The sequence below is a fragment of the Pseudomonas sp. H1_D05 genome, from assembly GCF_054682705.1.
Genome location: NZ_CP162825.1, coordinates 2,068,920 through 2,086,099 on the forward strand (window position 1 = coordinate 2,068,920; position 17,180 = coordinate 2,086,099).

The 17,180-nt window shown below is 59.5% G+C and carries 17 protein-coding genes and 1 tRNA gene; 13 read left to right on the forward strand and 5 right to left on the reverse strand.

All coding sequences use genetic code 11. The features are described 5' to 3' along the window. Positions 1–30: 30 nt before the first annotated feature. Genes AB4O11_RS09400 through AB4O11_RS09410 form a run of 3 tightly spaced genes read left to right on the forward strand, consistent with a single transcriptional unit; the run spans position 31 to position 1,492 of the window. On the forward strand, positions 31–612 hold the full coding sequence (locus AB4O11_RS09400) for an RNA polymerase sigma factor (RefSeq protein ID WP_460131067.1): 582 nt from the start codon (positions 31–33) through the stop codon (positions 610–612). Further along, the gene (locus AB4O11_RS09405; RefSeq protein ID WP_460130501.1) at positions 609–1,205 is read left to right on the forward strand and encodes a hypothetical protein; all 597 of its coding nucleotides are present in this window, start codon (positions 609–611) and stop codon (positions 1,203–1,205) included. The genes AB4O11_RS09400 and AB4O11_RS09405 overlap by 4 nt, the downstream gene beginning before the upstream one ends. A 20-nt stretch (positions 1,206–1,225) precedes the next feature. Continuing rightward, positions 1,226–1,492: a hypothetical protein gene (locus AB4O11_RS09410; protein ID WP_460130502.1), complete on the forward strand. Its 267-nt coding sequence runs from the start codon at positions 1,226–1,228 to the stop codon at positions 1,490–1,492. 77 nt (positions 1,493–1,569) lie between these two features. On the opposite strand, the gene AB4O11_RS09415 is transcribed toward AB4O11_RS09410, so the two are convergent. Further along, a tRNA-Arg gene (locus AB4O11_RS09415) sits at positions 1,570–1,646 on the reverse strand. 442 nt (positions 1,647–2,088) lie between these two features. Here AB4O11_RS09415 and gabD point away from each other — a divergent pair. The 3 genes from gabD to AB4O11_RS09430 all read left to right on the forward strand — a co-directional run bounded on the left by gabD (position 2,089) and on the right by AB4O11_RS09430 (position 6,345). Then, positions 2,089–3,531, forward strand: a complete 1,443-nt coding sequence (gabD, locus tag AB4O11_RS09420; protein WP_007917688.1) for an NADP-dependent succinate-semialdehyde dehydrogenase — start codon at positions 2,089–2,091, stop codon at positions 3,529–3,531. A gap of 184 nt (positions 3,532–3,715) precedes the next feature. Continuing rightward, complete coding sequence (gene gabT / locus AB4O11_RS09425; RefSeq protein WP_007917687.1) at positions 3,716–4,993, forward strand: 4-aminobutyrate--2-oxoglutarate transaminase; 1,278 nt, start codon at positions 3,716–3,718, stop codon at positions 4,991–4,993. A gap of 140 nt (positions 4,994–5,133) precedes the next feature. Then, a complete protein-coding gene (locus AB4O11_RS09430; RefSeq protein WP_093440384.1) occupies positions 5,134–6,345 on the forward strand; it encodes a response regulator in 1,212 nt (403 codons plus the stop codon). 135 nt (positions 6,346–6,480) lie between these two features. Here the strand turns inward: AB4O11_RS09430 and AB4O11_RS09435 are convergent, their stop codons facing one another. Together AB4O11_RS09435 and desA are read right to left on the reverse strand one after the other, a co-directional pair. Continuing rightward, positions 6,481–7,470 carry a GGDEF domain-containing protein gene (locus AB4O11_RS09435; protein ID WP_093440388.1) on the reverse strand — a complete coding sequence of 330 codons (990 nt, stop codon included), beginning with the start codon at positions 7,468–7,470 and terminating at the stop codon, positions 6,481–6,483. Between the two features lie 143 nt (positions 7,471–7,613). Continuing rightward, positions 7,614–8,798: a delta-9 fatty acid desaturase DesA gene (desA, locus tag AB4O11_RS09440; protein WP_034151820.1), complete on the reverse strand. Its 1,185-nt coding sequence runs from the start codon at positions 8,796–8,798 to the stop codon at positions 7,614–7,616. A gap of 146 nt (positions 8,799–8,944) precedes the next feature. Here desA and dibA point away from each other — a divergent pair, with 146 nt between their 5' ends. The 6 genes from dibA to AB4O11_RS09470 all read left to right on the forward strand — a co-directional run bounded on the left by dibA (position 8,945) and on the right by AB4O11_RS09470 (position 15,304). Beyond that, positions 8,945–10,864, forward strand: a complete 1,920-nt coding sequence (gene dibA / locus AB4O11_RS09445) for a phosphodiesterase DibA (RefSeq protein WP_460130503.1) — start codon at positions 8,945–8,947, stop codon at positions 10,862–10,864. A 237-nt stretch (positions 10,865–11,101) separates the two neighbouring features. After that, on the forward strand, positions 11,102–11,284 hold the full coding sequence (oscA, locus tag AB4O11_RS09450; protein WP_034151822.1) for a sulfur starvation response protein OscA: 183 nt from the start codon (positions 11,102–11,104) through the stop codon (positions 11,282–11,284). Between the two features lie 135 nt (positions 11,285–11,419). Further along, complete coding sequence (locus AB4O11_RS09455; protein ID WP_460089449.1) at positions 11,420–12,433, forward strand: sulfate ABC transporter substrate-binding protein; 1,014 nt, start codon at positions 11,420–11,422, stop codon at positions 12,431–12,433. A 173-nt stretch (positions 12,434–12,606) separates the two neighbouring features. Continuing rightward, entirely contained in the window at positions 12,607–13,425 is an 819-nt protein-coding gene (cysT, locus tag AB4O11_RS09460; protein WP_038367238.1) for a sulfate ABC transporter permease subunit CysT, read from the forward strand. Positions 13,426–13,438: 13 nt separating this feature from the next. Beyond that, entirely contained in the window at positions 13,439–14,311 is an 873-nt protein-coding gene (gene cysW / locus AB4O11_RS09465) for a sulfate ABC transporter permease subunit CysW (RefSeq protein WP_034151824.1), read from the forward strand. 3 nt (positions 14,312–14,314) lie between these two features. Continuing rightward, positions 14,315–15,304 carry a sulfate/molybdate ABC transporter ATP-binding protein gene (locus AB4O11_RS09470; protein ID WP_016987602.1) on the forward strand — a complete coding sequence of 330 codons (990 nt, stop codon included), beginning with the start codon at positions 14,315–14,317 and terminating at the stop codon, positions 15,302–15,304. A gap of 46 nt (positions 15,305–15,350) precedes the next feature. On the opposite strand, the gene AB4O11_RS09475 is transcribed toward AB4O11_RS09470, so the two are convergent. Next, on the reverse strand, positions 15,351–15,875 hold the full coding sequence (locus AB4O11_RS09475; RefSeq protein ID WP_460130504.1) for an Mpo1 family 2-hydroxy fatty acid dioxygenase: 525 nt from the start codon (positions 15,873–15,875) through the stop codon (positions 15,351–15,353). 84 nt (positions 15,876–15,959) lie between these two features. Here AB4O11_RS09475 and AB4O11_RS09480 point away from each other — a divergent pair, with 84 nt between their 5' ends. Then, positions 15,960–16,637 (forward strand): Crp/Fnr family transcriptional regulator, encoded by a 678-nt coding sequence (locus AB4O11_RS09480; protein ID WP_460130505.1) that lies wholly within the window; start codon positions 15,960–15,962, stop codon positions 16,635–16,637. Positions 16,638–16,759: 122 nt separating this feature from the next. Here the strand turns inward: AB4O11_RS09480 and uraH are convergent, their stop codons facing one another. After that, positions 16,760–17,170, reverse strand: coding sequence for a hydroxyisourate hydrolase (uraH, locus tag AB4O11_RS09485; RefSeq protein WP_460130506.1), 411 nt, complete (start codon positions 17,168–17,170; stop codon positions 16,760–16,762). Between the last annotated feature and the right edge of the window lie 10 nt (positions 17,171–17,180).

Genomic DNA, 17,180 nt, shown 5'->3' on the forward strand with positions numbered 1-17,180 from the left:
GTGAGTCGTCTGAAAGGCTTCATCAGTCAGCTGTTTGCCTCGGCAGACAGCTCAACCACCAGCAGCGATGAATCGCTGCTGGCGCGTTATCGCGAGGGCGACGGAGCCGCGTTCGAGATCTTGTACGCGCGCCATCGCCAAGGCCTGTACCGGTTTCTGCTCGGTTTGAGCGGCAAACCGGAACTGGCCGATGAGGTGTTTCAGGAAACCTGGTTGAGCCTGATCCGCAGTAGCAGTCAGCCACAAGGCCGGGCGACATTTCGGACGTGGTTGTTCCAGATTGCCCGTAATCGCCTGATCGACCACTGGCGCAAACACGGCGCCCGGCAACCGTTGCTCGACAGCTACGACGAGCAAAATCATGCGGTCAGCGATGAGGCAAATGATCCCGAACAGCTGCTCAGCCTCAGTCGCGACAGCCAGCGCCTGGAAAGCGCCCTGCAAACCCTGCCTGCCGACCAGCGCGAGGTGTTCTTGCTGCGCGCCCACGGCGACCTCGACCTGGCACAAATCGCCAGCCTCACCGAAACACCGCTGGAAACCGTCAAAAGCCGCTTGCGCTATGCCCAGCAAAAACTGCGTCGGCTGCTGGCCGAGGAGGTACTGACATGACTGACGCCCGCCAGACACCGGAAGATTCGGTGATTAAACATGTTCGCGAACAGCACAACGCTGAACCGCCAGCGCACCTTGATGCGTTCATCCTCAACGCTGCGCAGCGTCAAACCCCTGCGATGAAGCCAAGCCTGTGGCAACGCTGGCTCGACGCTTGCCGTAAACCCCGCTGGCAGGTTGCATTCGCCAGCCTCGTCGGCGTGGCATTGATGTTGTCACTGGTACAGCGCGCTCCTGAGCCGCTGCGTCATTACGACTACGCCCCAGCCCCCAAACTTGCCGTACCGATGACCGACACGGATTCAGCGCAACTGCACCGATTGTCCGCTCCGGCCGGCGCCATGCCGGCACCTGCGCCGATGATGGAAATGGCCGCGCCGATGCAAGATCAAGCCATCAGCGCCGATGAAGCCAAATTCAGCAAACGCGCCACCGCCCCGGCCAACGGCCTCGACGCACAACTGCGCGAAGTCCTGCGCCTACGCGAATCCGGCCAATCGCAAGCCGCCGACAGCCTGTTCAACAACCTGCACAAACGCTACCCGAACGCCGATCTCGACGCCCGACTCCAACAGCTGCAGAAAAAATGACCGCCTGACCCCTCAGCCATTTGGCATTGCCCCGCAAAAACGCGCACTATCGGGGCATTGCCGATGCGCTGGAGGACAACGTGGCAGCAAAAATTGACCGCATCGCCCAACTGCTCAACTGCCCGGAGAAGGGCGAAGAGATGCGGCGAGCGATTACCGAGACGCGTAAGGAATTTCTGCTGAATCAACCGGAAGAGGATGTCGTTGATGAAGACGACGTTTTTGAAGAGGTTGAGGAGGAAGAGGATGACGATGATTACGACGAGTTCGACTGGACGACGGAGTAACGTCGTTCCGGTCCATTTGCGTCACCCACAAAAAAGCCCCGGACCATCACAGTCCGGGGCTTTCTCGTTTGAATCAATGGTGCACCAGGCGGGATTCGAACCCACGACCCCTGCCTTCGGAGGGCAGTACTCTATCCAGCTGAGCTACTGGTGCAGCGGGCGACATCATACCTAGGTCGGCTCGGGGCGTCCATGCTGGGTTTGAGCGGGTATTGTCAGTGCGCGTGTCGGCAGAAAGCGCTGCATTCCATAAAGCTGTAACGTCCTGCAAAACCCTCGCTTGGCGCTTTGGCAGGGTTGATCTAAGGTTTTCCTGCGGCGGGGACTTTTGGCTCGTTGATCTGAAAAATTCCACAAACGCGGCGTTTTTGTTCTTTTTTTCGAACGACCTATTGTCCTTTAACCCCTTTGATCCTACGATCCGTTTGAGATTTCAAACGCTCGTTGACCGGGCGTAGAAGCGCCGGTGTTTCGAATCGTGCACTGTCGATGCGCCACACCCGGTCACTGATTTCCCTGACGGCAGCCTTGCGAGGCGCCTTTCTACAATCATAATTTGCTCCGCGCAGGCCGCGGTGCTGTTAAGGAAAGCCGACATGCAGCTTAAAGACACCCTGTTGTTCCGCCAGCAAGCCTTCATTGATGGCGCTTGGGTCGATGCGGACAACGGTCAGACGATCAAGGTCAACAACCCGGCCACCGGCGAAATCCTCGGTACCGTGCCAAAAATGGGCGCTGCCGAAACCCGCCGTGCCATCGAAGCCGCCGACAAGGCGCTGCCGGCCTGGCGTGCCCTGACCGCCAAAGAGCGTGCCGGCAAGCTGCGTCGCTGGTTCGAACTGATGATCGAGAACCAGGACGACCTCGCACGCCTGATGACCCTCGAACAGGGCAAGCCGCTGGCCGAAGCCAAGGGCGAAATCGTTTACGCCGCTTCGTTCATCGAGTGGTTCGCCGAAGAAGCCAAGCGCATCTACGGTGACGTGATTCCGGGCCACCAGCCAGACAAACGCCTGATCGTGATCAAGCAGCCAATCGGCGTGACCGCCGCGATCACCCCGTGGAACTTCCCGGCGGCGATGATCACCCGTAAGGCCGGTCCAGCACTGGCTGCCGGTTGCACCATGGTGCTCAAGCCTGCTTCGCAAACTCCGTTTTCCGCTTTCGCGTTGGCCGAACTGGCCCAGCGCGCGGGTATTCCTGCGGGCGTGTTCAGCGTGGTCTCCGGCAGCGCTGGCGACATCGGCAGCGAGCTGACCAGCAACCCGATCGTGCGTAAATTGTCCTTCACCGGTTCGACCGAAATCGGTCGTCAGCTGATGTCGGAATGCGCCAAGGACATCAAGAAAGTCTCGCTGGAACTGGGCGGCAACGCGCCGTTCATCGTGTTCGACGACGCGGACCTGGATAAGGCCGTCGAAGGCGCGATCATTTCCAAGTACCGCAACAACGGCCAGACCTGCGTCTGCGCCAACCGTCTGTACATTCAGGATTCGGTCTACGACGCGTTCGCCGAGAAGCTGAAAGTGGCGGTGGCGAAACTGAAGATCGGCAATGGTCTGGAAGACGGCACCACCACGGGTCCGCTGATTGACGAAAAAGCCGTGGCCAAGGTGCAAGAACACATTGCTGACGCCGTAGCCAAAGGCGCCACCGTGCTGGCTGGCGGCAAGGCGATGGAAGGTAACTTCTTCGAGCCGACCATCCTCACCAACGTGCCGAAAAACGCCGCTGTGGCCAAGGAAGAAACCTTCGGTCCACTGGCGCCGCTGTTCCGCTTCAAAGATGAAGCCGAAGTGATCGCGATGTCCAACGACACCGAGTTCGGCCTGGCCTCCTACTTCTACGCTCGCGACCTCGGTCGTGTGTTCCGCGTCGCGGAAGCGCTGGAATACGGCATGGTTGGCGTCAACACCGGGCTGATCTCCAACGAAGTCGCGCCGTTCGGCGGCATCAAGGCCTCGGGCCTGGGCCGTGAAGGCTCCAAGTACGGCATCGAAGATTACCTGGAAATCAAATACCTCTGCCTGGGCATCTAAGCCCTGTAAGAGACCGCTGCAAACGCAAAGGGCACGAGAGCGCTGTCCCTTTGCGTCGTTTCAAACCGGAATTTTCTCTGCGGCCAGGAACGCCGTGGCAGTCGATCATCGCATGCTGCCACCGTCGATTTCTCCCGCTAATCCTTGAACCACGCCGCCCGATGAGCGGCGAATGAGGACTGTAATGAGCAAGACTAACGCTGAACTGATGGCCCGTCGTACCGCAGCTGTTCCACGTGGTGTCGGCCAGATTCACCCGATCTTCGCTGAATCGGCGAAGAACGCCACCGTGACTGACGTTGAAGGTCGTGAATTCATCGACTTCGCCGGCGGTATCGCGGTACTGAACACCGGCCACGTGCACCCGAAAATCATCGCCGCCGTGACCGAACAGCTGAACAAGCTGACTCACACTTGCTTCCAGGTACTGGCTTACGAGCCGTACGTTGAGCTGTGCGAGAAAATCAACGCCAAGGTGCCAGGTGATTTCGCCAAGAAAACCCTGCTGGTCACCACCGGTTCCGAAGCCGTTGAAAACGCCGTGAAAATCGCCCGTGCCGCCACTGGCCGCGCTGGCGTGATCGCCTTCACCGGCGCTTACCACGGTCGCACCATGATGACCTTGGGCCTGACCGGTAAAGTCGTGCCGTACTCGGCCGGCATGGGCCTGATGCCAGGCGGCATCTTCCGCGCGCTGTACCCGAACGAACTGCACGGCGTGAGCATCGATGATTCGATCGCTTCCATCGAGCGTATCTTCAAGAACGATGCTGAGCCGAAAGACATCGCCGCGATCATCATCGAACCTGTGCAGGGTGAAGGTGGTTTCTACGTTGCGCCGAAAGAGTTCATGAAGCGTCTGCGTGCCCTGTGCGACCAGCACGGCATCCTGCTGATCGCTGACGAAGTACAGACTGGCGCTGGCCGTACCGGCACCTTCTTCGCTATGGAGCAGATGGGCGTTGCTGCCGACCTGACCACCTTCGCCAAATCCATCGCAGGCGGCTTCCCGCTGGCCGGTGTGTGCGGCAAGGCCGAATACATGGACGCCATCGCCCCGGGTGGCCTGGGCGGCACTTACGCCGGTAGCCCGATCGCTTGCGCCGCTGCGCTGGCGGTGATGGAAGTGTTCGAAGAAGAGCAACTGCTGGACCGCTGCAAGGCTGTCGGCGAGCGTCTGGTTACTGGCCTGAAAGCTATCCAGGCCAAGTATCCGGTGATCGGCGAAGTCCGTGCCTTGGGCGCGATGATCGCGGTCGAGCTGTTCGAAAACGGCGACAGCCACAAGCCGAACGCCGCCGCTGTAGCGTCCGTTGTGGCCAAGGCGCGCGACAAGGGCCTGATCCTGCTGTCCTGCGGCACCTACGGCAACGTTCTGCGCGTCCTCGTACCGCTGACCTCGCCGGACGAGCAACTGGACAAAGGTCTGGCGATCATCGAAGAGTGCTTCTCGGAGCTGTAAGCCGCGCACAGTGTGATCGGATAGACAAAAAAACCCGCTTCGGCGGGTTTTTTTTCGCCCCGTGAACATATCAATTGCTTTAGCGCTGTATCGAATGGCCAGCATTGGCTAAGGTTCAGGCATTGCAAGGGAGAGCGCGCATGACTGCCGTTGATTTACCCGCCGTACCCCGAGTGCTGATTGCCGAGGCCGATCCGTGGTCCCGGGACCTGCTCAAACAAGTGCTCCTGAACGTGCGTTGCGATGCGCGGATAGACTTGTGCGCCGACGGGCAGCAAGCCCTGTCATTGCTCAGTGAAGTGCCGTATGACCTGGCGATCGTTGATTGGGAGTTGCCCGGCATCGATGGTTTGAGCGTGCTGCGCAGCGTGCGCCAGCGCAAACGCAATCCGCCGCTGCCGTTCATCCTGATGAGCAGCCGCAACGACAGCGCGAGTGTGCGCGAAGCGCTTCCGTTGGCACCAACGGCCTATCTGACCAAACCACTGAACATGGAAAGCCTGACCGAGCGTTTGCAGGGCTTGCTGCTGAATGCCGGTGAAGAGGTTTTCTGTGAAGTACCGGCATTGGCGCCGGGCATGACCTTGTCGGTGTTTCTCGAGCGACGTCGTGAGCAGGCTGACGGTGCGCCGTTGATGACCGATGTGCAGGTGGCGGTGAAGCGCAGCCTCAATCCCAATGGCCTCGATCTGAAGCTGTTGGAAGATGAGATCAAGACCGATCCACAAATCACGGCGGTGCTGATCGCTGCGGCCAACAGCGCGGCGCAGCACCATGGCGCGCCGGTGCAGACACTGGCGCAGGCCCTGCATCGGCTGGGCACCGGGCAGAGCATGAACCTGATTCTGGGGCTGGCGCTCAAGCGCAGCGCCAGGCTCAGCGATCCATGTTTGGCGGACTATGCCGAACGTTACTGGGGGTTGTCGCTGCACACCGCTGAATATGCGCGCACCCTCGCGCGGCTGCTCGATCTCGATCAGGAACGCTGTTACTGCGCGGGCATGCTGCATCGCCTGGGTGATCTGGCGTTGTTGCGTTGTCTGCAGGAGTGGAAGCAGGCCGGCGGAGAGCTGGATGAGTGGGAGGAGGTGGGCGACGCGCTGGCCGAGTTTGGTGCGGCTTATGGTTCGGCGTTGCGTACCCGATGGCGCCTGCCGCTGGAATTGCGGGAGCTGATTGCGTCGGTCTACCAACTCGGCGGCGGGGTGTATTCCCGTGAGGCGTTGGTGATGAACATGGCAGCGCAGATGGCGCATCTGACCGAGCATGAAGGCGTTGAGGAACTGGCGAAGAGTCGCACGGCGCGGTTGCTGAAGATTGGCTTGCCGGAATTGATGCGGATGCGCAAATAACCTGACTTACGCAAACCCCTGTAGGAGTGAGCCTGCTCGCGATGCTGAGTGTCAGACACCAACGATTCGTTTGACACTCCGCTATCGCGAGCAGGCTCACTCCTACAATGGATCTCTGTGTAGCTGAGATACGGGTCAGGCAGAAATGATGCGGTTCTTGCCCTGTCGCTTGGCCTCATACATCGCCGCATCCGCGCGGGCGAACAGGCTGTCGAGGCTGTCGTCGGTCTCGGTCAGACTGGTCAACCCCTGGCTGACGGTGATACCGAACGTCTGGCCATCATGGCTGAAACTCAACCGTTGAATCTCCTGCTGCAGCCGTTCCGCCACTTGCATGGCCATGTCCGGCGCACAACCGGGAAATACCGCTGCAAACTCTTCGCCGCCAATCCGCCCGAACAGATCTCCTCGACGTAATGACCCGCGCCCGCACTCGGCAATCCGCTGCAACACGTTGTCGCCTTCGGGATGACCGTAGGTGTCGTTGATCATTTTGAAGTCATCGATATCCAGCAGCAGAAAGGCCATTTGCGCGCCCTGCACCCGCGCTACTTCGAACTCGCGATTGGCGCACTCGAAGAAGTGCCGGCGATTGCTGCTTTGCGTCAGCACATCGGTAGTCGCCAAACGGTGCAGCTCGGTTTCCATCTGCTTCTTGTCAGTAATGTCTTCGGCGATGCCGACGATGATCACCGGCTGACCGGGTTCGTCCTGACGGTTGATGAAGCATTTGTCGCTGAGCCAGCGCACCTGGCCGTCGGCGGCGATGATCCGGTATTCGCGATCTTCCACCGCGCCTTTGTGCAGGACTTCGGCGAGGCTGCGTTCGGCGTAGTCGAGATCGTCGGGGTAGATGCTGTCGCGCCACTGGTTGTAGTCGGCGAGCAGCAGGCCGGCGGAACGGCCGAAAATCCTTTCATAGGCGGGGCTGACGTACAGCACCTGCCGGGTTTCCCAGTTGAAGGCCCAGAGCACGGCGTTGACGCTGACCAGCAAGGAGCTGAACAGCTGCTCGCGTTCGCTCAGTCGAGCGACTTCACCTTGGGCGTGCATCAACGCCATGAGGGTTTGCGCGGCTTCGGGCCACTGCGGGAAGGATGAGTCTTTTTGATTGTTGTTGACCATCGGCACAGATCTCAAAGGACGTGCCGCAATTCGACAACGGCCACAGTACAGCCCGCCGGGATGGCGAAGTGTCTTTGAGATAGGCGATTTTTGGCGAAGTTCCGAAGGGTGCATCCGGGAGCCGGGTGCACCGATCAACGGTCTCAGACCGCGGCAGGACGCAACGAGTAGGTTTTCAACTGATCAGCAAATTCGCGCAGGGACTGGATGCCGCTGGCTTCTGCCTCGTGAATCCACTCTTTGATGGCCGCGAGCATGTCGTGGCCATTTGCACTGGTCTTGACCCAGATCTGCTGCAGGGCCAGGCGTTTTTCGTAAATTACCTTCAGTGCCTGGCTGTGCTCGAGCATGGTCTGGATACGCAAGTGATGACGATCTTCCAGCAGGCTGGTTTCCCGCGACAGCAGACGTTTGGCGCGGTGGAACTGATGACGCACCGAATGATCGACCTTGGCCAGCTCTTGCTTGACCAGCGGGCCGATTACCAGCTTTCGGTACTGGGCCATGATCTGGAAGCGGTTGTTGAGGATGGCCATCGCGGTGTCCATGTCCAGATTGCCCTTGCCTTCGACACGGTGGGCAATTGGCGCGACACGCTGGACCTTGGCCAGACGCAGGAAACAGAAGACTTTGATCCATGCCCAGCCGAGGTCGAACTCCCACTTTTTCACCGACAGCTTGGCCGAATTAGGGTAGGTGTGATGGTTGTTGTGCAGTTCTTCGCCGCCGATCAGGATGCCCCAAGGCACCAGATTGGTCGCCGCATCGCGGCATTCGAAGTTGCGATAGCCGACCGCATGGCCCAGGCCATTGATCACGCCAGCGGCCCACACCGGGATCCACATCATCTGGATCGCCCAGATGGTGATGCCGATGGTGCCGAACAGTAGCAGGTCGATAACGCCCATGATCGCCACGCCCAACAGCGGGTAGCGGCTGTAGACGTTGCGTTCGATCCAGTCTTCGGGGCAGTTCTTGCCGTAGATGCGCAGGGTTTCCGGGTTCTGCGCTTCGGCACGATACAGCTCGGCGCCGGTGCGCAGCACGGTGGAAAGGCCTTTGATGACCGGACTGTGCGGGTCATCTTCGGTTTCGCACTTGGCGTGATGCTTACGGTGGATGGCGGTCCACTCGCGGGTGTTCTGCGCCGTGGTCAGCCACAGCCAGAAACGGAAAAAGTGCTTCAGGCCGGCATTCAGCTCCAACGAGCGATGGGCCGAGTAGCGGTGCAGATAGACCGTGACGGCGACAATTGTCACGTGGGTCATCAGCAGGGTGACTGCGACCAGAGACCAGGCCGACAAGCCAAGAAAACCTTCGTACCACATAGGCTATAGGGCCCTCGATAAAGATAAAAACAGCCGTTGCATTATCACCAAGCACACAGATAAAACCAGTCGCCCTTTCAGATAAGAGTCGCTGGATGTTTCTTGACCTATAATTCCAACCTTTTTGTAGGGACATGGACAGCCGAATGCGTGCCACTTACCGCGATGCTTTGCGTGCAGCGCTGCTCTATCTCGTACTTGCGGTTGTCTGGCTGCAGGGAACTGATCATTTATTAAACAATTTCTTCGATAACTCCGTCGATCTTGCCCGATGGCAACTGATCAACGGTTACGTGTTTGCGGCGCTCAGCGCCGGGCTGATCTTTCTGGCGCGGGCGCGCTTGTGCGAGTTTCTCGGCATCGGTGCGCGGTTGCGCGAGCGCCAAGCTGATCGCGAACGCCTGCGTCAAGCGGCGGCCGTTTTCGATTGCACCCGCGAAGGGGTGTTGGTCACCAACCACCAAGGGCTGATCGTGCACGTCAATCGGGCGTTTATCGAGATCACCGGTTATCAGCGTGAAGAAGTCCTCGGGCAGCAGCCGAGCCTGTTCAAGTCCGGCCATCATCCGCCGGGTTTCTACCAAGCGATGTTCGCCACCCTGGAGTCGCAGGGCGAGTGGAGTGGCGAGATCTGGAACCGGCGTAAAAGCGGCGAGATTTATCCACAGTGGCAAACCATCCGGGTCATTCACGATGATCAGGGCCGGCTCAGCCATTACGTTGCGGTGTTTTCCGATATCAGCGCCATCAAGGATTCCGAGCATGAACTCAAACACCTGGCGCACCACGATCCGCTGACCGATCTGCCCAATCGCCTGCTGTTCAGCGACCGCGCCGAACAGGCGCTGGCTTCGGCGCAGATCCACAAGCGCGGCTGCGCGTTACTGATGCTCGATCTCGATCATTTCAAAATGATCAACGACAGCCTTGGCCATAACGTCGGCGATCGCTTGCTCAAGGCAGTCGCGGCGCGCCTGCAAGAACTGTTTGGACCCGGTATCACCCTGGCGCGCCTGGGCGGCGACGAGTTCGCGGTGTTGGCAGAGAGTTGTCCACAGCCGGTGCAGGCAGCGGCGCTGGCGCAACGGATTCTCGATGCGCTGAAGGAGCCGTTCAGCATTGATGGCAATCAGTTGTTCATCAACGCCAGCCTCGGCATCAGCCTGTTCCCCAGCGACGCGCTAAGCGCCGAGCAACTGTTGCGCAATGCCGATGCGGCGCTGTTCAAGGCCAAGAGCAGCGGCCGCAACGGTTATGCCTTGTATACCGAAGAACTCACCGCCCACGCCCAGCAACGTGTGGAGATCGCATTCGAGCTGCGCCGGGCGCTGGAGCAACAGGAACTGCGAGTTTATTACCAACCGGTGCATGACTTGAAAACCAGTCGCTTGATTGGCGTTGAAGCGTTGGTGCGCTGGCAGCATCCGCAACGCGGTCTGGTCTCGCCTGCGGAGTTCATCCCGATTGCCGAACGCACCGGTTTGATCGCTGAAATCGACGCCTGGGTCATGCAGCAGGCGTGTCGGCAAATGTGCCAATGGCAGCAGGCCGGAGTGGTGTTGTCGTTTGTCGCAGTGAATGTCTCGTCGCGCCTGTTTGCCCGGCGCGAGTTGTACCAGCAGGTGGCGCAGGTGCTGCACGACACCGGACTGGATCCGGCATATCTGGAGCTGGAAGTCACTGAAAGTGCAGTGATGGATGATCCGGAAGTGGCGCTGGAGCAGATGCACCGTTTGCGCGAATTGGGTATTCGCCTGGCCATCGATGATTTCGGCACGGGTTACTCGTCACTGCTGCGGCTCAAGCGCTTGCCGGTGCAGAAGCTGAAGATCGATCAGGGTTTCGTTGCCGGGTTGCCGTGGGATGAGGATGACGTGGCGATTGTCCGGGTGATCATCGCGCTGGCCCGAAGCATGGGCATGCAGGTGCATGCCGAGGGCATCGAGCAGGTTGAGCAGGCGGCGTTTCTGCTTGAGCAGGAATGTGATCTGGGGCAGGGCTACTGGTTTGGGCGACCGGCTCCGGCGCAGGAGATTGATTGGGCGAGAACTCCGGTGGTTAGCTAAGACAGGGGCAAACTTGTTCCTGCGCTCAGCAAAGGGGCGCTCTGCGTCGGCCCAAAATCGCGGCGCAGAGCGCCGCTGGCTGCATTCCTTTGCTGCGCGTGGGAACGATCAGTTTTTCAGTTATATAAACATTCTTAAATAGTCTTTTTAAGAATATCTGCGCCTCTCTTATATTGCTCCCACGCCGAACGCAGTGCCGCCCACTGCCAGGCAAATCCCATTCAAAGGAGCAGCACCATGAGCGCATCCCTTCGCAGCGTTGACGGTCAGGACGAAACCACCATCTTGCGTGAAATCCAGAGCGCTCTGCGCGATCTGCGTTTCGGCGCGGTGGAGATCACTGTGCACAACGCCCAGGTCGTGCAGATCGAACGCAAAGAGAAATTCCGTTTGCAGCAACCGGGCAAACAACCGGGCTAAAAGATCGCAGCCTGCGGCAGCTCCTACAGGGGGCTGTGCGTAGGAGCTGTCGAAGGCTGCGATCTTTGAACCGACAACACGATTCCCGAAATACATAAGAAAAAGCCACCACCCAGAATTCCAGGAGCTTTCACCATGTCGTCGATTCGCCGTTACGCTTTGGCCGCTCTGGCCAGTGCCGTGTTTGCCGGTTCCGCGGTTGCCAAGGATTACGAACTGCTCAACGTGTCGTATGACCCGACGCGCGAGCTGTATCAGGACTACAACGCTGAATTCATCAAGTACTGGCAGAAAGATCACGCCGGCGACACCGTGAAAATCCAGCAATCCCACGGCGGTTCGGGCAAGCAGGGCCGTGCGGTGATCGACGGTCTGCGTGCCGACGTAGTGACCCTGGCGCTGGCCGGCGACATCGACGAAATCGCCAAACTCGGCAAGACCCTGCCCGCCGACTGGCAGAAGCGGCTGCCGGAAGCGAGCACGCCGTACACCTCGACCATCGTCTTCCTGGTGCGCAAGGGCAACCCGAAAGGCATCAAGGACTGGGGCGATCTGGTCAAGAACGACGTCTCGGTGATCACCCCGAACCCGAAAACCTCCGGCGGTGCGCGCTGGAACTTCCTCGCCGCATGGGCCTACGGCCTGAAAGCCAACGGCGGTGACGAAGCCAAAGCCAAAGAATATGTGCAGACCCTGTTCAAGCACGTGCCGATTCTCGACACCGGTGCACGCGGTTCGACCATTACCTTCGTCAACAACGGTCAGGGTGACGTGTTGCTGGCCTGGGAAAACGAAGCGTTCCTGGCACTGAAAGAAGATGGCGGCGCCGACAAGTTCGACATCGTCGTGCCTTCGCTGTCGATCCTCGCCGAGCCGCCAGTGGCCGTGGTCGACAAGAACGCCGAGAAAAAAGGCAACGAGCAGATCGCCGAGGCCTACCTGAAGCACCTGTACAGCCCGGCCGGTCAGGAAATTGCCGCGAAGAACTTCTACCGTCCGCGTGATAAGGACGTGGCTGCCAAGTACGCTCAGCAGTTCCCGAAACTGGAACTGGTGACCATCGACAAAGACTTCGGCGGCTGGAAAACCGCGCAGCCGAAATTCTTCAACGACGGTGGCGTGTTCGACCAGATTTATCAGGCGCAGTAATCTGACTTCAGCCACACATCAAGCCTTTAGCCAGGCGCAGAAAATGTGGGAGCGAGCTTGCTCGCGAAAGCGCAGTGTCAGACGACGTGGAGTTGGCTGATACTCCTTCTTCGCGAGCAAGCTCGCTCCCACATGGGTGCGTTCAGCGGATCGCTTTTTAACCAAGGACTTTTATGTCGCGTCGTATCTCCCCCGTCATACCCGGCTTCGGGCTGACGCTGGGCTACACCTTGGTGTACCTCAGTCTGATTGTGCTTATCCCGCTGGCGGCGATGTTCGTCCACGCCGCGCAACTCACCTGGGATCAGTTCTGGACGATCATCTCCGCACCGCGCGTGCTGGCCGCCCTGAAGCTGAGCTTCGGCACCGCGCTGTGTGCCGCGATCATCAACGGCATCATTGGCACGCTGCTCGCTTGGGTGCTGGTGCGCTACACCTTCCCGGGGCGCAAGGTGATCGACGCGATGATCGATCTGCCGTTTGCCCTGCCGACTGCCGTGGCCGGTATCGCGTTGACCGCGCTGTACGCGCCGGCAGGACTGGTCGGGCAATTCGCCGCTGACCTCGGTTTCAAGATTGCCTATACCCCGCTGGGTATCACGTTGGCGCTGACCTTCGTCACTCTGCCGTTTGTGGTGCGTACCGTGCAGCCGGTGCTGGCCGACATTCCCCGTGAAGTCGAGGAAGCCGCCGCGTGCCTAGGTGCTAAACCCTTGCAGGTGTTCCGCCACATCCTCGTTCCCGCATTGTTGCCCGCCTGGCTGACCGGTTTTGCCCTGGCCTTCGCCCGTGGTGTCGGCGAGTACGGTTCGGTGATTTTCATCGCCGGCAACATGCCGATGAAAACGGAGATCCTGCCGCTGCTGATCATGGTCAAACTCGACCAATACGATTACACCGGCGCTACCGCCATCGGCGTTTTGATGCTGGTGGTTTCCTTCGTCCTGTTGCTGCTGATCAACTTGCTGCAGCGGCGCATCGAAACCCCATAAGGAGGCGCGAACCATGTCCCAATCTTCTATTGCGGCCGCCTCTTCGGCCAATGCGGCACGCCGTGGCAGCGCCACTTCGCGCAGGGTCCTGATCGGCCTCGGCTGGCTGGTTTTTTTCCTGTTTCTGCTGCTGCCGTTGTTTATCGTCGTATCGCAGGGTTTGAAGAATGGCCTCGGTGCATTCTTCACCGCGATCTTTGAACCGGATGCTCTGTCGGCATTGAAACTCACCGTGTTCGCCGTGCTGATTTCGGTGCCGTTGAACCTGGTGTTCGGCGTCAGCGCCGCGTGGTGCGTGAGTAAATACTCGTTCCGCGGCAAGAGCATGCTGGTGACCCTGATTGATTTGCCGTTCTCGGTGTCGCCGGTGATCGCCGGTCTGGTCTACGTGCTGATGTTCGGCGCACAAGGCTTGTTCGGGCCGTGGCTGCAGGATCACGACATCCAGATCGTCTTCGCCCTGCCGGGCATCGTGCTGGCGACGATCTTCGTCACCGTGCCCTTCGTGGCCCGCGAGCTGATTCCGTTGATGCAGGAACAAGGCACGCAGGAAGAGGAGGCCGCGCGCCTGCTCGGCGCCAACGGCTGGCAGATGTTCTGGCATGTCACCGTGCCGAACATCAAGTGGGGCCTGATCTATGGCGTGGTGCTGTGTACCGCGCGAGCCATGGGTGAATTCGGTGCGGTGTCGGTGGTGTCCGGGCACATTCGCGGGGTGACCAACACCTTGCCGCTGCACGTCGAGATCCTCTACAACGAATACAACCACGTGGCCGCGTTCGCCGTGGCGAGCCTGTTGCTGATCCTGGCGCTCTTCATCCTGCTGGCCAAGCAGTGGAGCGAAAACCGTATCAACCGCCTGCGCGCTAGCGCCGCGGAGGAATAATTCATGTCGATCGAAGTGCGTAACGTCAGCAAGAATTTCAATGCGTTCAAGGCGCTGGACAACATCAGCCTGGATATCCACAGCGGCGAACTGGTCGCGCTGCTCGGCCCCTCGGGCTGCGGCAAGACCACGCTGCTGCGGATTATCGCCGGCCTGGAAACCCCGGATAACGGCAACATTGTTTTCCACGGTGAAGACGTCTCCGGCCACGACGTGCGTGATCGCAATGTCGGTTTCGTGTTCCAGCACTACGCGTTGTTCCGCCACATGACCGTGTTCGACAACGTCGCGTTCGGCCTGCGCATGAAACCGAAAAACCAGCGCCCGAGCGAAAGCCAGATTGCGGTCAAGGTTCATGAGTTGCTGAACATGGTGCAGCTGGATTGGTTGTCGGATCGTTATCCGGAGCAGTTGTCCGGCGGTCAGCGTCAGCGGATTGCTCTGGCACGCGCCTTGGCGGTCGAGCCGAAAGTACTGCTGCTCGACGAACCGTTTGGGGCCCTGGATGCCAAGGTGCGTAAAGAACTGCGCCGCTGGCTGGCGCGTCTGCACGAAGATATCAACCTGACCTCGGTGTTCGTGACCCACGATCAGGAAGAAGCGATGGAAGTGGCCGACCGTATCGTGGTGATGAACAAAGGCGTGATCGAGCAGATCGGCTCACCGGGCGACGTCTACGAAAACCCGGCCAGCGATTTCGTTTATCACTTCCTCGGCGACTCGAACCGCTTGCTGTTGAGCGACGACAACCACGTGCTGTTCCGCCCGCATGAGGTGTCGCTGTCCAAGCATGAGCTGGAGGATCACCACGCGGCAGAGGTGCGTGATATCCGGCCGTTGGGCGCGACCACGCGGGTCACGCTGAAGGTAGAAGGGCAGACTGATCTGATTGAAGCCGAAGTGGTGAAAGACCACGACAGCCTGATCGGCTTGGCCAAGGGTGAAACCCTGTTCTTCAAGCCGAAGGTCTGGCAGAAAGTCGCCAGCCTCTAAGACTGATCGTTCCCACGCTCTGCGTGGGAACGAGCGGGCATAAAGTCTAGATTGCAGCACGCTTCGGATTAACCCGCACCACCCCCGCCCGCGCCTCGATCTGCTCCTTCAATTCACGCCGCATCCCGAGCATGAACGCCAACTCGGCCACGACAAACAACGGCCCGACAATCAGCCCCGACACATCATCGACAAACGCCGGTTTGCGCCCTTCATAGTGATGCCCGACAAACTGGATCACCCAGCCAACGACAAACATCGCCAGCCCGCTGCTCAGCCAGACCATCGTGCTTTGCTGCGCCAATACATGCCCGGCCCAGACCGACAGACCCATCAGCACCGTCATCAACACCCCGAGCTTCATTTCCAGGCGCAGATAAAACCACGCCGAGGCCAAAGCCACGATAACCGCTGGAGATATCCACAACCCGCCCAGCGACCATTCCGGCCGCGACAACAACACCGCCACGGCCACCACTATCAGCGGAATGCCGATAAAGTGGCTGGCGATGTTGCGCGGGTCACGGTGGTAGGCGGCGTATTGACTGAGATGGTCGACGAGGCTTTTCATTGTTGTTCCTCCGGTAGGGTTGATCGCATCATCCCTCGGGATCAGGGTTCGCTCTGTCAGGCAGGCGACAGTCCAGGAGTGTTTATGCAAATACGTTCACGGTTGATGAGCGGCCAGTGGTTCAGTCATCTGCCGGCGTCCTTTCAGGATAGTCTGTTGGCTACGGCCCGGGAGCGGCGGTTGACGGCAGGGCAGCGGCTGTTCCAGCGCGGTGATCCACCTTGCGGTTTATACGCGGTGCTCAATGGCGCCGTGCGTATAGGCGCGGTGAGCGAGCAGGGCAAAGAGGCGTTGTTGAGTCTGGTCGAGGCGCCGCACTGGTTCGGCGAAATCTGCCTGTTCGATGGCCAGCCGCGCACTCATGACGCCTATGCAGTCGGGCCGTGCACCTTGCTCAATATCCCTCAGGCGACGTTGCTCAAACTGCTCGACGAACACCCGGTGTACTGGCGGCACCTGGCGCTGCTGATGAGCCATAAACTGCGCCTGACCTTTATCAATCTCGAACAACTGAGCCTGCTGCCAGCGCCGGCACGCTTGGCCCATCGCTTGCTGATGATTGCCGAAGGCTACGGCGAGCTCGATGCGCCACGCCGCGTTCTGCAACTGCCGCAGGAGCAGTTGGCATCGATGCTGTCGCTGTCGCGGCAGACCACCAACCAGATCCTTAAGGATTTGCAGGGGCAGGGGATTATCGGACTCGGGTATGGAGAGATCGAAATCCTTGATGCCATGCGATTGCGCGCTCTCGCCACGATCTGACAATTCGCCCAAGCCCCTGTGGGAGCGAGCTTGCTCGCGAATGCGATTTAACATTCAACATGATTGCTGACTGACACACCGCCTTCGCGAGCAAGCTCGCTCCCACATGGGGCAGTATTGATTCAGGAACCGCGATAGGTCGAGAAACCGTACGGGCTGAGCAGCAGCGGGATGTGGTAATGCTGATCGGTCTGCTTCACTTCAAAAATCACCGGAATCTCCGGGAAGAACGTGTCGTGCTTGACCTTCTTGAAGTACTCGCCGGTCTTGAACACCACCCGGTATTCACCCGCTTCAAAAGGCTGTCTGGCCGGGAACAACTCGGCAATTCGCCCCTGTTCATTGGTCGTGCCTTGAGCCAGTGGCTGCCAGTTCTGGCCGACGAGTTTCTCCAGCGTCACGTTGATACCTGGCGAAGGCAGGCCGTTTTCCAGATTGAGCACGTGCACGCTCAGGGGATTGCCGGCAGCCAGAGCCAGACTGGAAAAAGCGCTCAGGCCGAGCGCGGCGAAGGTCATGCGCAAAGTGCTCATGGATGCATCT